The organism is Paraburkholderia sp. WC7.3g, from assembly GCF_050436345.1.
GTDB lineage: Bacteria > Pseudomonadota > Gammaproteobacteria > Burkholderiales > Burkholderiaceae > Paraburkholderia > Paraburkholderia podalyriae.
In genome coordinates, this window is record NZ_JBNDMA010000003.1 from 171,232 (window position 1) to 185,369 (window position 14,138).

Annotated in this window: 14 protein-coding genes and 2 pseudogenes; 1 reads left to right on the forward strand and 15 read right to left on the reverse strand. The window is 60.1% G+C overall.

Annotated features, from left to right (window positions below):
- Positions 1-90 precede the first annotated feature (90 nt).
- The 13 genes and pseudogenes from OKW43_RS32105 to OKW43_RS32165 form a co-directional block, all read right to left on the reverse strand.
- Positions 91-459 (reverse strand): annotated as a pseudogene (locus OKW43_RS32105) (hypothetical protein); the annotation flags it as partial.
- Entirely contained in the window at positions 456-1,139 is a 684-nt protein-coding gene (locus OKW43_RS32110; RefSeq protein WP_429452127.1) for a cysteine hydrolase family protein, read from the reverse strand. The pseudogene OKW43_RS32105 and the gene OKW43_RS32110, both read right to left, overlap by 4 nt.
- An 11-nt stretch (positions 1,140-1,150) precedes the next feature.
- Complete coding sequence (locus OKW43_RS32115; RefSeq protein WP_429452129.1) at positions 1,151-1,579, reverse strand: nitrile hydratase accessory protein; 429 nt, start codon at positions 1,577-1,579, stop codon at positions 1,151-1,153.
- A 36-nt stretch (positions 1,580-1,615) separates the two neighbouring features.
- Positions 1,616-2,209 (reverse strand): nitrile hydratase subunit alpha, encoded by a 594-nt coding sequence (gene nthA, locus OKW43_RS32120; RefSeq protein ID WP_429452131.1) that lies wholly within the window; start codon positions 2,207-2,209, stop codon positions 1,616-1,618.
- Entirely contained in the window at positions 2,206-2,901 is a 696-nt protein-coding gene (nthB, locus tag OKW43_RS32125) for a nitrile hydratase subunit beta (protein WP_429452133.1), read from the reverse strand. Before nthB ends, nthA begins: the two co-directional genes overlap by 4 nt.
- A gap of 10 nt (positions 2,902-2,911) precedes the next feature.
- On the reverse strand, positions 2,912-3,667 hold the full coding sequence (locus tag OKW43_RS32130) for an ABC transporter ATP-binding protein (protein ID WP_429452135.1): 756 nt from the start codon (positions 3,665-3,667) through the stop codon (positions 2,912-2,914).
- Positions 3,668-4,216 (reverse strand): ABC transporter permease, encoded by a 549-nt coding sequence (locus OKW43_RS32135; RefSeq protein WP_429452137.1) that lies wholly within the window; start codon positions 4,214-4,216, stop codon positions 3,668-3,670.
- Between the two features lie 251 nt (positions 4,217-4,467).
- A complete protein-coding gene (locus OKW43_RS32140) occupies positions 4,468-5,460 on the reverse strand; it encodes an ABC transporter substrate-binding protein (RefSeq protein WP_429452139.1) in 993 nt (330 codons plus the stop codon).
- A gap of 163 nt (positions 5,461-5,623) precedes the next feature.
- Complete coding sequence (locus OKW43_RS32145) at positions 5,624-6,550, reverse strand: LysR family transcriptional regulator (protein WP_429452141.1); 927 nt, start codon at positions 6,548-6,550, stop codon at positions 5,624-5,626.
- Positions 6,551-6,577: 27 nt separating this feature from the next.
- On the reverse strand, positions 6,578-8,260 hold the full coding sequence (locus OKW43_RS32150) for a carbon-nitrogen hydrolase family protein (RefSeq protein ID WP_429452143.1): 1,683 nt from the start codon (positions 8,258-8,260) through the stop codon (positions 6,578-6,580).
- Positions 8,257-9,243, reverse strand: coding sequence for an ABC transporter substrate-binding protein (locus OKW43_RS32155; protein WP_429452145.1), 987 nt, complete (start codon positions 9,241-9,243; stop codon positions 8,257-8,259). The genes OKW43_RS32150 and OKW43_RS32155 overlap by 4 nt, the downstream gene beginning before the upstream one ends.
- A 56-nt stretch (positions 9,244-9,299) precedes the next feature.
- The gene (locus OKW43_RS32160; protein WP_429452147.1) at positions 9,300-10,076 is read right to left on the reverse strand and encodes an ABC transporter permease; all 777 of its coding nucleotides are present in this window, start codon (positions 10,074-10,076) and stop codon (positions 9,300-9,302) included.
- Positions 10,073-10,879: an ABC transporter ATP-binding protein gene (locus tag OKW43_RS32165; protein WP_429452149.1), complete on the reverse strand. Its 807-nt coding sequence runs from the start codon at positions 10,877-10,879 to the stop codon at positions 10,073-10,075. Before OKW43_RS32165 ends, OKW43_RS32160 begins: the two co-directional genes overlap by 4 nt.
- Positions 10,880-11,180: 301 nt before the next feature.
- Between OKW43_RS32165 and OKW43_RS32170 the strand changes: the two genes are divergently transcribed.
- Positions 11,181-12,845 carry a sigma 54-interacting transcriptional regulator gene (locus OKW43_RS32170; RefSeq protein ID WP_429452151.1) on the forward strand — a complete coding sequence of 555 codons (1,665 nt, stop codon included), beginning with the start codon at positions 11,181-11,183 and terminating at the stop codon, positions 12,843-12,845.
- A 100-nt stretch (positions 12,846-12,945) separates the two neighbouring features.
- On the opposite strand, the pseudogene OKW43_RS32175 reads toward OKW43_RS32170, so the two are convergent.
- Positions 12,946-13,134, reverse strand: a pseudogene (locus OKW43_RS32175) (glycoside hydrolase family 68 protein); the annotation flags it as partial.
- Between the two features lie 107 nt (positions 13,135-13,241).
- Positions 13,242-13,994 (reverse strand): amidase family protein, encoded by a 753-nt coding sequence (locus tag OKW43_RS32180; RefSeq protein ID WP_429452153.1) that lies wholly within the window; start codon positions 13,992-13,994, stop codon positions 13,242-13,244.
- Positions 13,995-14,138: the final 144 nt, after the last annotated feature.

The following is a 14,138-nucleotide window of genomic DNA, read 5'->3' on the forward strand; positions in this document are numbered from 1 at the left end:
ACAGGCTAAAGTGACCGCAACGCCGGCACTCGTCGCAACGACGACGCAGCACAGCGCAAACTAAACCTTCCTGCGCACGGGAAGTGCCGTTCAAGGGTGGAGTGCTACCGAATCGGACGGTTGACATGCACGTCGTGAAACATCCTCGTCGTCGTGCGCGGCCGTGGGCGGGTGGATCAATGCCTCGAGCCGCGCCTTGATTGCGAGAGACGCCGGCGACGTAACCTGCGAATAGTCGCGGGGCCGCGGCACGGGCACCTGGATCAACTCCTGCACCTCACCCGGATTGGCCTTCGGGACCACGATGCGGTCGGCAAGAAAGATCGCTTCGTCCTGGCCATGGGTGATGAACAGCACAGTGACGTCGAAACTGCGCCAGATATCGAGAAAATGCGTACAGGAACACAACTTGCCGTTGGCGCCAATAAGATCGATCTCACGGAACTGCACGTCCATCACGGATCGGATGGCGTAGTCACTTCGCTTAGACAGACCAGGATGTCCTGCATTGAAGCGGTTGTAGCCAGATAACCTCCTTCGATCTGCAACAGGCGCAAGGCGATCTCATGTTCTTGCGGGTCAGGTTCCGCGCAGCAATCGGTGATCACCAGCACGTTGAACCCGCGGTCGCTCGCCTCGCGTGCCGTGGAGGTTACACACACGCCAGTTGTGACGCCCACCAGCACGAGATTCGAAATTCTCGACGTAATCAGCAGGTGATACAGGTCCGTTCCATGGAAAGCCCCCGTGCCGGGCTTGTCGATCACGATCTCGCCAGGCCGGGGTTCCAGTTCTGGAATGAATTGCCAGCCTGCTTCGCCACGTATCAACAGCCGTCCGAGCGGTCCATAACTGCCGATTTCCGCACCGGCACGCGCGGTCTTCAGCCGCTTGCTCTCTGGCAGATCGGAGAGATCCGCGCGGTGACCTTCACGGGTATGGATAATCTTGAGACCTGCCACAGCCGCGCGGTCACGGACCTCCTGGATGCGCGGAACGATCTTCCGGGCGGCCGCGATATCGCCTCCGCGCATCGCCATATAACCAAGTGGATCACAGAAGTCGCGCTGCATGTCGATCACGACGAGCGCCGTTGCCGCCGGATTGAAATCGCCCGTAACCGGGAAATCGTAAGGCATGCCACACACTCTCATTGCCCACACTCCCGATTGATCGGTGAAGGCGAAAGCTTCATGTCAGCATGGTCGATGGCATGGTCGATGCCATGCTCGTGGTCATGATCGTGCGCATTTGCCGCAAGCGCAGCACGAACCGCTTCCTCGGCGGCCATCAAACTGTGATCCCCGAACACGCCTTTCAGTTCAAGCAGTCCGCTGAGCGCAGCGACCCAGCGCGAGTAATACACTTCATCGCTGTCGATGGGACCGACCTGTCGCTCGAACGCGGCAATTTCCTCGATCAGCTTCTGCTGGAAGTCCGTCAGCGAAAATACCTTGCGCTCTGCTGCGGCCAGAACAAGGCCGAATGCACGCGCCGACCACGGTGTCGGAAAGCTGAGCGCCTCGAGATCACGAAATTCGACGAGCGATTTACACACCAGTACATCTTCCGGTTTCATCTGGTTTTCCTTTAACCAATCTGCACGATCGCTGGCCTACGCGACGACATGTGCGACGCCGATCATGGCGTCGCGTGTGACGAGCGCCGCGAGTGCCTCCACGTCGAGCAAGTCCGTTCCGCACGGCCGCTCGGGCAAGACCAGATAGCGAATCTCCGAAACCGAATCCCAGACGCGAATCTCGACGTCAGCGCCAAGTGCGAGGCCCATCTCCTCCAGCACGCGACGGGGCTCGCGTACGAGCCGCGAACGGTACGCACTCGACTTGTACCAGGCCGGCGGCAATCCGAGGATCGGCCATGGGTAGCATGAACACAGCGTGCATACCACGACGTTATGAACCGCCGGGGTGTTTTCGACAACGTGCAGCATTTCGGTTTCCGGGCCACCGATACCGAGTTCGGCGCATGCAGCAAGGCCGTCTGCAAGCAAGCGCGCCTTGAAGGTCGGATCCGTCCAGGCTTTCGCTACCACACGAGCGCCGTTCTTCGGACCCACTGTCTCTTCGTAGTACCGGACAATCTGATCGACGCGCGCGGATTCGAGCACGCCGATTTCGTTCAGCAAGCTTTCGATCGCCTCCGTGCGAACCGCCTGCCACGGTTTTTCCCTACTCGGTCGATGTGTCATACCGGCTCTCCGTCAACGGGTTCAAGATGGTCCTCGCTCAGATCGATCTGCGTAAAAACGTTGGATTCGGCTTGGGGCCCCCACAATTCGTACGCGTCGAACCGCACGTTGTAGACAGGCTGAGGGTTTTCGCCGCGATGATGCGCGCGCGTATCCGGAAAGACCCAGCCTTGGGCGTTGACAATCGCGATCGTCCCGGTTTTGCCGCGGGTATACGCCGTGACACGTGTATGGCCCTCGGGATGAAGGTTGCGAACGCGAACACGCTGGCCGACGTTATAGCGTGGCATCACCTCGACCTCCTTGCGCCATGCACCCCAGCGAATTTTCATGGCGTCAGGCAACGGCCAGTTTCGCGTGTGGGGCTCAAGGGGAACAGTGCCGCAGGCGTCATCAAGATATTCCTCGATGCGCCGCCCCACCTCTTCCCCGCGAAGTATGTTCTTGCGCTCCAGCAGTCGCTCCATGGCAAGCAGCCATCGGCCGTAATAACCAACCGCGAGGTAGTCTGCCGCATCCAGCCGCTCGATCTCGTGACGATGTTCATCGAGGCTCCAGATACCTGTGGTGTCGAGAATCTGGGTCATGCAAAAAACCCGACCTTCCCACCGCGCGTGAAAGACAGGCTCATCACGCTCGACTTCGACTGCGCCGAATCCGTGCAACCCCCCCATGTCGTGAATCCCGTTCATTACCGTCCTCTCAGTCGATATAGCTTTCGAGCTGCTTCTGAAGGTCGAGAAACGCGGGTGCATAGCGGTCTCTCATGTCGGGCGCGCGAGTATCGGCATCGAACAGCACGCGGGCCGGACGACCTCCCAGCACGATGACGCGATGACCGACCAGGATCGCCTCCTCGATGTTGTGCGTCACCATCACCATCGTCTTTCCGGTACGCTGCCACAGGTCGCGCATGAGGACATGCATGCGCCTTCGCAAGCCGACGTCGAGCGCGCTGAACGGCTCGTCGAGCAGCAGCACCTGCGGCTCGGTGATGAGCGCACGCGCAATCGCCGCGCGCTGGCGCATGCCGCCGGAAAGCTGGTGCGGATAGGCGCGCGCCGCATCGGCGAGACCCACGGTATCGAGCATCTGCCTGATCGCGGCCTCCTTGCCCGCGCCCGGCGACGGGCGGAACTTGAGTGCGAAGCCTATGTTCTGGCTCACGGTCAGCCATGGGAACAGGTTGTTTTCCTGGAAGATCATCACGATCTCCGGCGTCGGGCCGCGCAGATAGTGCCCGCGGAACAGCACGCCGCCACTCGGCTCCGCCTGGACGAACCCGCCCAGTGCCTTGAGCAGGGTCGTTTTCCCGCAGCCTGATTTGCCGAGCACGCAGGTCACTTCGCCCGCGCGCAGATCGAGACACAGATCTTTTATCGGGGACGGACGCCCACCATAGTCCACGCTTAGATGCTCGACGCGGAACGCGTCCCAAGGTTGCGTGTGCGTCAACATTCAGAGCTTCCACCAAAGGATGTAGCGGGCGACGAAGCCAAGCAGCTTGTCCACCAGAAAACCGGACAGGCCAATCACCACCATGCCGAACATGATGAGATCGTTATTAAAGAGGTTGCGCCCCATCATGATGATTGCGCCGAGACCGTCGCGCAGCCCGACCATTTCCGCCACCAGCACTGCCATCCAGGCGGCGATGAAATTCGTGCGCAATAGCGTAAAGACGCCCGGCAGGATCGCCGGCAGGACCACCCACAGCCAGCGCTGCGGCGCGTTCGCGCCGAGATTGCCGGCGACCGTGAGAAATTCCTGCGGTACCCGTTCAATCTCTGCGAGCGTCGCAATGGTCAGAATGAAATACACGCCCATGAAGACAATGAACACTGCCGTCGTATTGCCAATGCCGAACACGACAATCGCGGTGGGGATCCACGCAATCGGAGCAATTGGCGCCAACAGCCGCAATATCGGGCCGAGGCTCCAGGTTGCAACGCGCGACAGGCTCAGCAGCGCGCCTGTCAGCACCGCGGCGACGAAGGCCAGCGCCATCCCTGCGAACACGCGTGCGAATGTCGATAGCACCGACGCGTAGATCGACTCGGCCTGCGACCCGAGTCCGACCTTGAAATCGCTCTGCGCGATCGCTCGCAAAAACTGACTCGGTGGCGGAAGGATCGCGGCAAGCGCCGAACCGCTGGAATGCCCTGCCCACTCCCACACCATAAGCACACAGCCAAGCGACAGCCATCCCGTCACGAGGGGTAGCCAGGAGGGTGGATTACCGGCTTGTCGATGCATGATCACTGCTCGATCGACTTGATCATGTCAAGCCTGAAGATATCCTTCGCTGTTACATTGCCCTTGATGTAGCCGAGCTTTGTCAGGTCCGACACGACGCTTTGGATCGCATTCACATCAGGCACGAACGAGATGGGTGCCGGCGCGGACTTGAACGAGGACAGCAGAACCGCGGGCGAAACCCTGAAGTAGTGTCCTTTGGATAGCAACGCCACCGCCTGGTCTGGGGTCCGGTTGATCAAATCTGCTCCGCAGACGAGTCCCCTCAAAAATGCGTGCACGACCTGCGGACGGTGAGTCAAAGTTTCGTCGAGTACGCTAACAACCGTATTCGGCGTATGCAGTGTCCAGGCCTGCGCGTTGTTCGCAAGCACAGTCGCGCCCTTCGTTGCGACCATCTCGGTTGTATAGGGCTTGATGTGGCTCAGCATATCCACCTGACCTGTACGAAATGCTTCGACCATCGCGAGCAGGTCATTAAAGTAGACAAACTCGACGTCCTTACTGTCAATGCCATTGCGAGCAAACTCGCGCGTGAGAATCAACTCCAGTGTGTCGCCCTGCAGCGTCGCGATCTTCAGTTTCGGCTTGCCTGCCTTGATATACGCTTTCAGATCGCCGAACGACCTGAAGCCCAACTGCTGGCTGGCAATCACTTCCATCACGCCCCAGCCCCCGGCAGCTGAAATCACGCGAATCGGCACGCCGCTATTAGCTGCGAAGAACGGCAGCGTGAACGGATTGATGCTGAAGTCGATCTTGCCGCCAGCGAGCGCGGCGTTGTTATCGCCAGGGTTCGCGAAAAATACCGTATCGACATCCAGTCCGTTTTGCGCAAAACAGCCGCTTTCCTTGGCGACGAAAAGAGGCGCCATGTCGAGCGCGACCAGGTGGCCGACCTTCACTTTTGTCAACGCCTGTCCGGCGTTGGCCTCGGCGATTCCGGCGACTAGCAGAAACGTGACTGACAAAAGCGCTGCGACGAGTGTTCGCATCAAAGGTTCTCCGGCTTGTGCTGTTAGGTAACAGGTAATGGTGAAATGACGGAGCCGATCGTAACGAACCCAAAATGGTCGAAAAATAGTGGTGTCTCAATGTTTGCATTGACGCAGGCGATATGGACGCCAGCCGGACCAGCTCTGCGTTCGCATCCCGAGCCTAGCGGGGACCCGTAGGCAGTCCGCCGCGTTGCACCGGGCCGAGACAGTCAATGAACGCCTGAATCGCTCGCTGGTGCGCACCGTTCACATGGGTCACCAGAGAGAAATCGGAGTGTCGAACGAAATGCTCGGGTAGCAACTCGATCAGTTCACCACGCCCGACCCACGCCCGTGAGTAGTGTCGTGGCAGAAACCCTATATAGGCACCCGTCAGTATGAGATGGACGGCCGCCTCGACGTTCGTCACCACGGCATTCGTGTCGTCGGTATGCGCGTCGTGCTGCGGGAATTCGAGCGGACCGAGAAATCCGCGCACCACCTTGCGTGCCCCGGGAATTGCCTGACGCAGCGCCTCCGGATTGCCCCCCGCTGCGAGCGGATGATTACGCGCGCAAACAAGGCTGTCCGTCTCCCGGTAGAGCGGCCGATACTCGAGAGACGGCAATCGGCCATAAAAAATGCCGATCGCCGCGTCGAGCGTGTGATCCAGCAGTCGGCGCTCCATCTCCTGCGGCGACAATACATCTAGCGCAAGACGGACCCGATTGCCGGAATGCCCGACGAAGCCTGCAAACAAAGCGCGCAGCGGCGAGTCAGGATCTGTGACGACGTTATCGAGGAAAGCAACGCGCAGAACACCACTGAGTTCGCCGCGCAACTCGTCCGCATGCATCTGGAACGCGTGGATCGACTTGAACAGATCGACGACGTGCCGATAGCAGGCCTCGCCCTCGACAGTGAGACTGAAGCCGCTTCGTCCACGGTGACATAACGTGACGCCAAGTCTTGTCTCCAGTTGTGCCATCTGTGTGCTAATCGTGGACTGGCTAACGTTTAGCACCATCTGCGCGTTCGAGAATCCTCCCGACTCGACCACCGCCCGAAACACCCGCAACAACCGTAGATCAATATCAGTGATGACCATGACATCCCCTTACGCGCACCGGTCACGCTATGACGCGTCCGTCAGGACGGAATAGGTTTGCACGAGACGATTGCGCACCATGTCCACCCCGGGGATCATCCGTTTCTGACGTGACAGCGCGAGATTGGCATAGGCTGGCATCACCGCCCCCCAGCGCGACGTCGGAACCGCGACCTGCTCAAAGTCCCAGGCAGGGAATCCATTGGGCGGCACAACGAATGACCCGCCCGGATAAGGGGCGTCGGTACGATTTGCGCAGACCAGATAGACGCGGTTATCCTCCGCTTTGGGTACAGCCAACAAGCGCCGCTGATTCGGGTGCTCCCATGCGCAGCACCACACAATGATTTCGGCGCCCATGAGCGTCAGCACCCGGCTCGACTCAGGGAACATGCCGTCGTAGTCGACCAGCACGCCGAGACGGCCATATCGCGTGTCGAAGACCGCGAAGCCCTCGGCGGCCGACTGTGCCCATGAGCTTACCCGCGGCCCCAAGTGCACCTGACGTTGGCGGCCTACCATGCCGGAACCGTCCAGCAGCATAGCTTCCGGATACAACTCCCCCTCATATTCTCCGACGCCGGGCAAGATCACCAGCGCATCGTAGCGCGCGCAGATTCCGGTAAGCCGCTCAATCAGTGCTGGCGCCATCTGCGCCTGTGCACGCGCGCTCGCCGCGGATAACACCCAATCCGTCGCGCCGAAATACAGCGGAAGCGCAATGACCTTTACTCCGAGGCGGCACGCATGTTCAACCATCTCCACCGCATCGTCCAGCGAGTGGTCTCTCGCAACATGCGCCTGAATGGCGGCGACCTTCGTGGTACGTGTTTCCGGCACGACAGACTCCTCGAGAATCGCGTTCAACGGGGTGCGCTTGAAGTCCGTCGCAAGGATTCGGTAGGCGTCCGGGCGGCGATCCCGCATCTTTTCCCCGCCAAATTGCCAGCTGCGGGCGCTCTGCGTGCCCACCACAATATCGGCTGACACAACCCCGTGCATGTCGTAGGGGATTCTGGCCTGAACATGACCATCAGGCGCGACGATCATGCTGCCGCCAGGATAGTAGATGCTGCGCTCGACGCCCGCCTTGGTCGCCGCGATGAACCACACGCCGTTCTCATAGGCCCGCGCCGGCACCCACATCTCGGCCTGGTCCATGGCGAAGAAATTCGCCATGTCGAGCACCACTTCGGCACCTTGCGCGGCGAGGCAACGGGCAATTTCAGGAATCCGGCCGTCGAAGCAGATCAGCAGACCAATGCGCCCCAGCTCCGTGTCCACCACCGGATTGCCCTTGGTGCCCACTTCGAACCAGTTCTGGTCGTGAGTCGCGAGGAACTGCTTCTGGTAGTGGCAGATCAGTTCGCCGTCCGGGTCGAACAACAGCGCGGTGTTATAGACCTTGCCGTCGGCGCCTTCTTCCGTGAAACCCGAAGCAACGTAGATGTCATGTTCGCGACACAATGTGGCAAGTGCTTCGCAGTAGGCGCCGTCGAGCGTTTCAGCCAGCTGCCGGCAGTGTTCGGCCGAGTCGAACAGGTATCCCGAGTTCATGCACTCGGGAAACACTACGAGTCGTGCCCCTTGACGCACGGCCTCTGCAACGTATCGTTTCACGAGCGCGATGTTGGCCGGCAGGTCGCCGAGTTCCGCCAAGGTCTGTACAACTGCGGCACGGAAAGTCTTGATCACGTTTGAACTGCTCATTTTGCAAAGTCCTTGCTGGTCAGGATGAGGGATGAGACGTCGACATGCTTCTTCAGGACACCTTCCTTCTGAAACACATCGACGAGTGCCTGGTAAGACGCGATATCGGTCGCGTCGATCTCATTCCAGGCGCGCAGATAGGGTTGGGCCACGATACCGACCTGGTCCGGCTTGATGGCGGTATATCTGGAAATCACCGGGCGATAGGTGTCGAACGACTGATTGGCCATGCGGGTAGCCTCGTCAAGCACGGCTACGATCTTGCGGGCAGTCCCAGGCCTCTCCTTGATGAAACGGGTAGTCAGCACCGAGACGCCCGAATAGAAGGGGTCGGCCACCATGGTTTCAGCCGGATTGGTCATCGCGCGTCTCGCCTCTCCCGACGCCACGGCGATCGAACCGACCGGCTCCAGCGACAGCGTCGCATCGACAGCGCCGGACACCACGGAAGGCACCTGCAGGCCCGTGGCAATGTCCTGCAAACGGACATCCTTGTCCGGGTCGAGGCCCGCCTGCCTCACCATGTAGCGGGCGATAGTGCGCCACTGTACGCCCGGCAGATGCCCAAGACTCTTGCCCTTCAGATCCCTGAAGGATTGGATGGACGAATTCTTCGCGACGATCAGGCCATCATTGATGCGGCCGGCCTTGTTCCCCCCACCCTCCAGCCCGAATATCCTGAAGCTGCCGGGAAAGCGCGATTCGGCCAGCGCTGTGATGCCCGCCGCTGTGCCGGGTGCGCCGACATCAGCCTGCCCGGACACGAGCGCGTCCACGATCTGATTCGGGTTTTCGAAGCGGACCGACTGTATTTCGATGCCCGCCTTCTCGAACAGCTTGTTTTCCATCGCGACGTAAAAGGCCGTCGTCTGCATGATAGGCAGCCATGCAATGGTTACCTTTTCCATCGTTTCCGCTGCTTGCGCCGAAGTCGCGGCGAGCATAACGATAGCCGCGGAGGCCGCGGCCAGAATGTTTGCCAATCTCATGTGAACCCCGTGAGGACGTTTTTAAGGAAATTTCGTTTTCTTAAAGACAGCTACTTTCCTGACCACTTCACAAAGAACCGTTCCAGAGCCAGGAAGCCAAGATTGATCGCGTATCCGATGCAACCTGTGGCAATGATCGTTCCATACATTTGACCAAGGTCGTAAACCTGCTCGGCGTCGATAATCCGACGCCCCATCCCGTCGGAAGAACCAATGAACATTTCGGCGACAATGATCACCACCAGCGCATAGGAGACACCGAGCCTCAGCCCGACGAACGTTTGCGGTAAAGACTCGTAGAACATCACGTCGCGTAGCACTCGCCAGTCAGATGCGCCCATTACGCGCGCCGCGAGAATGCGTGTCTTGCGTGCGTTCATTACGCCATAGGCCGTGTTGAACACAATCACGAGCCAGGCGGAAAATGCCGCCACTGCGACCTTGGATTCCTCGCCGATGCCAAACACCAGCAGAAACAGCGGAAACATGGCAGTGGCTGGCGTCGAACGGAAAAAGTCGATGATGAATTCGGTGGAGCGGTAAATCACCGGGCTCGAACCCAGCACGACACCGACCGGAATGCCCGCCACCGCTGCAATGACGAACGCATAGCCGGTACGTAGCGCGGTCGCGACGAGGTCCGGCCACAGCGTGCCCTGCACGACGCTGGACCACAGCGTGCCGAACGTTTCGAGAGGCCCAGGCAGCAGGCGGGGCGTCACCCAATGGGCCGAATGTGCGACGCTCCAGAGCAGAACCAGTCCTATCGGACCGATCAGGCCAGGACGAAAAAGGCGCGTTCGCCACGCTGAACGGATTGCCATCATCGACGCACCTCCCGCTGAAAGACTTCGAGGCTACGGCGCTTCGCGGCAATGAATTGCGGATGATGCAGGGTGGCATCGGTGCGTGGATAGGGCAATTCGCACGGTACGACGGCCGCCACCCGGGTTGGCCGCCGCGTCAGCATCAGAACCCTGTCGGCCAGATAGACCGCATCCTCCAGATCGTGGGACACCAGGATCATCGTGACCCCGCTTTGGACGAACACGGATTGCAGCTTCTCACGGATGAACAGGGTCATTTCGTAGTCGAGCGCGGAAAACGGCTCGTCAAGAAAGACAACCTCTGGATGTGGTGCTAGTGCGCGCAGAATCGAAATCAATTGCTGCTGCCCGCCGGAAAACTCGTAGGGATAGCGGTTCAGATCGAACCGTACGTCGAATTGCTCAACGAGTTCGTGCACGCGTTCACGCCGTTGCGTCGTGTTCATGCCTTGGATTTTCAACGGATACTCGATGTTCTCGAATGCACGCCGCCACGGAAACAGCGCCTCGCGATAGTTCTGAAAGACATAACCGATCGTGACATCGCGCACGTCCCGTCCGTCGAACAGGATCTGCCCTGCATCGTAGGGCGCGAGCCCCGCCATCATGTTGATCAGCGTGGACTTGCCGCAGCCGTTCGGGCCGAATATCGACGTGAAACTACCCGCTGGAATCTCCAGATCGAATCTGTCATAGAGCGGCTGCGCGCCAAAAAATTTACTCAGGCCTTTTACGGTGACGGCGGGACGCCGTGGCGCCGTGGTCGTCGGTGTTGGATCTATCGCTTCTACGCTTGCATGCATTCGCTGCCCCTCTGAATCGATCGGACGTTCGGGGAGTGCCCGTTGACGAGTGAGGCTATACGCAATATCCGTGCTAGCTGCACCTAACGCACCTTCATTTGCTCGTCACGGCTGCCGGGCGAGCGAAACGCAAGAGGGTATTGCTATCGTGGTCTCGCGGATCATTCATTCCTGAGTCGTCGAATTGTTAACAAACGAATATTTTGTTCACGTAAATTGCGCAAAGCATCATCCCGTTCGCGGCAGTTACTGGACGCCGCGAGAACGCATTCCCAATCGATCTGCGGACGTCGTCATATCCATGCCCCAGCCCATCGGTTCTTCCTGTGAAGACGCGGTCGACACGACCAATCGTTCGTCTGCGCGCGCAGACCTCGCGCTCGAAGTCCACGTCGACGTCAACTGGTCACTGCACGAACTCTTCTTCCGGCGCGAACTGGCTAAGGTGGTGGGGCGGTACTCAAACTCCGCTGAAAACCTGCGCGAGGTATTCCATCTGCTCTCGGAAATCCTGGGACTCAATCGAGGACGCCTGTTCCTGGCCGATCCGGCGACCGGCAGATTGACGCTCCGATGCGCTTACGGGCTGACGCGCGACGAAATGAGGCGCGGCGTATTTGCACCTGGCGAAGGCATTACCGGCAAAGTGTTCGAGTCCGGCCAGTTGACCATCGTGCAGGACATCGACGCAGAATCGCGTTATCTGTGGCGTACCGTGCCGCGCAGCGCACTGCCGAACGGCACGACATCCATGTTCTTCTTCCCGATCCAGGTAAGCGGTCATACGCGAGGCGTCTTCAGCGTCAACCGGTTTCGCGGCATCTCCCGCAGCCTGACGGCCGACCTCGAAATACTGCGCGAGGTCGCGGCTCAAATCGGGCAGTTGCTGCGCCTCGACGACCTCATTGCGGAACGCATTCAGACCCGCACTGCGGCACTCGAATACGAAAACCAGACTCTGAAGCAGGCGTTAGATCAGCAAGCGCGCAGCTACGGCGTAATCGGTGAATCGGCAAAAATTCGCACGGTTATCCGGCAGATCGAACAGGTCGCCCCCAGCGACGCTACCGTCCTGCTACTGGGCGAATCCGGTACCGGAAAGGAACTGTTGGCACACGCCGTTCATCTCGCCAGTCCGCGCCGCGACTTTCCGTTTGTCAGGGTGAATTGCGGGGCGGTCCCCGAGGCGCTGTTCGAATCCGAACTGTTCGGCCACGAGAAAGGGTCTTTTACCGGCGCCACAAGTACTCGCCCCGGTCGTATCGAGGAAGCGAACAACGGGACACTGTTTCTCGATGAGATCGGCGACCTGCCTTTTAACATGCAGGTCAAGCTCCTGCGCACGTTGCAGGAGCGCACCGTCTCGCGCATCGGCGCGCGCCGTGAGCAACGTGTTGACGTACGCATCGTGGCCGCCACCAACCAGGATCTGCGGCAACGCGTAAGCGAAGGAAAGTTTCGTCTCGACCTGTTCTACCGGCTCTATGTCGTACCCATTCATCTCGCGCCGCTTCGCGAGCGTCCGGAAGACATTGCATCATTGGTCCAATATTTCCTGCAGGAAGCCAACAGACGCTTCAAACGCAACGCGCGGCTCTCCGGCGAAGCACTGGCCGCCTTGATCCGCTATCCGTGGCCTGGAAACGTACGCCAGGTGCAGAACGTGATCGACCGCCTGACGCTATTGACCGAATTGCCGCTCATCGACGCACCCGAAGTTCTGGCGGTTCTGGAAACGGAAGGCAACTCGTTGGCGTCAGTAACAGCAATGCCACCGGTAGACAGTGTGGGTCGTGTCGAATTGTCGAGGCATGTCAGCCTCGATCAGCGCCAACGTATCGTCATGGCGTTGGTGCGGGCCGGCGGTGTCAAATCGCGGGCGGCCCAACAACTCGGGTTGACACTCAGCCAACTCAACTATCGGATTCGAGTGCTGGGCATCGGCACGGAAGAAATAAGACCATAAGTCATCCAGAGCTGTCGTTTGCCGACGCGCCGTGGCCGTTGCGGTCATGCGCTCCGGGCGGCGCCCCGGTCAACAGCTATTCATAAGCCAAAGCAAAGAAGGCGGTACCGCAACCGGTGCGATTGATTTTCACGGTCGGTGCCAGCGAGCCGCCGGGCATCACGTAGTGCGAATACGACTGAAATGTCCGCGGATTCTGGGTCGGGTCCAGTGCAAACGGAAAGCCGACCGGTTGAGTGAGGTCGGTCGGATTGCCGAGTACCGGTCCGCTTCCCTTGTTCATCGGTAGGCGGACAAGACGTGTACTGAGTAGCTATCTGCGCTATAGGGCCGCATGCGTTGCATGCCGGTAAGACGGTCGGGATGTTTAGGCGCGCCTAAAGACACTAACGCATGTCATATCCTGCCGCGGACCATCTCGCGCAAACGCGCCGCCCGGGCCGCCGGCCAGCCGGTGTGTTGCTCAACCCAATCGGCCAGCGCCAGTAAGGCCTGATCGCCATGCACGGCGCCGACTAGTTGCACGCCCAACGGCAGGCCCGACGGACCAAAGCCGACCGGCACCGTGACTGCCGGCACACCGAGGAACGTCCACGGCGCGCAAAACGACGCATCGCCCGTATAGTCCAGCCCACGCGGCGCCTCCCCGGTTGCGGGCGCAACTAGCAGCGCATCGAGCGCCACCGTTCCGGTCAGCCATTCGTTAAAGCGCTGAGCCATCTGTACCTGCTGCGCCCGGATTCTTGCATAGTCCGGCGCCGGGATGCTGCGCCCTTGCTCAACTAACGCGATCATCGCTTGACTCACCCGCCCCGGCGTCCGGTCCACGAGATCGCCGTGGATCATCGCAGCCTCGACGGCCATCAGCGTCAACGCGTACGCAATCCCGCCGGGAATTTCGGACGGCAACTCGACTTCGACGAGCTCCGCGCCCGCGTCAGCCAGGCGGGCCGCGAGCTGATCGAGCGCCTGTTGCTGCGCGGAATCGATCGCGCCACCGACCTGTCTCGACAGCACGCCGATGCGTCGCCCGGCGGTCCGCGGCATGCCAGGTTCGATGTGCGTGCCGTGCGCGTCGCCGGCATCGGTGCCGGCGACCCACTTCAGCACATACGCGGCATCGGAAACGCGCGTGGTAAAGAGGCCCACGTGGTCGTTCGACCGCGTCGAGTTTCGACAAAGCTTCTTCCGTGCTACGACCGACGGGCCTGGTCTGGAGTTGAGAGATCCGCCTCGCAGCTTACAGCCGCTTATGAACAGGTTGTCGGAAGCGACCGACTTCGAGGTCGCCAT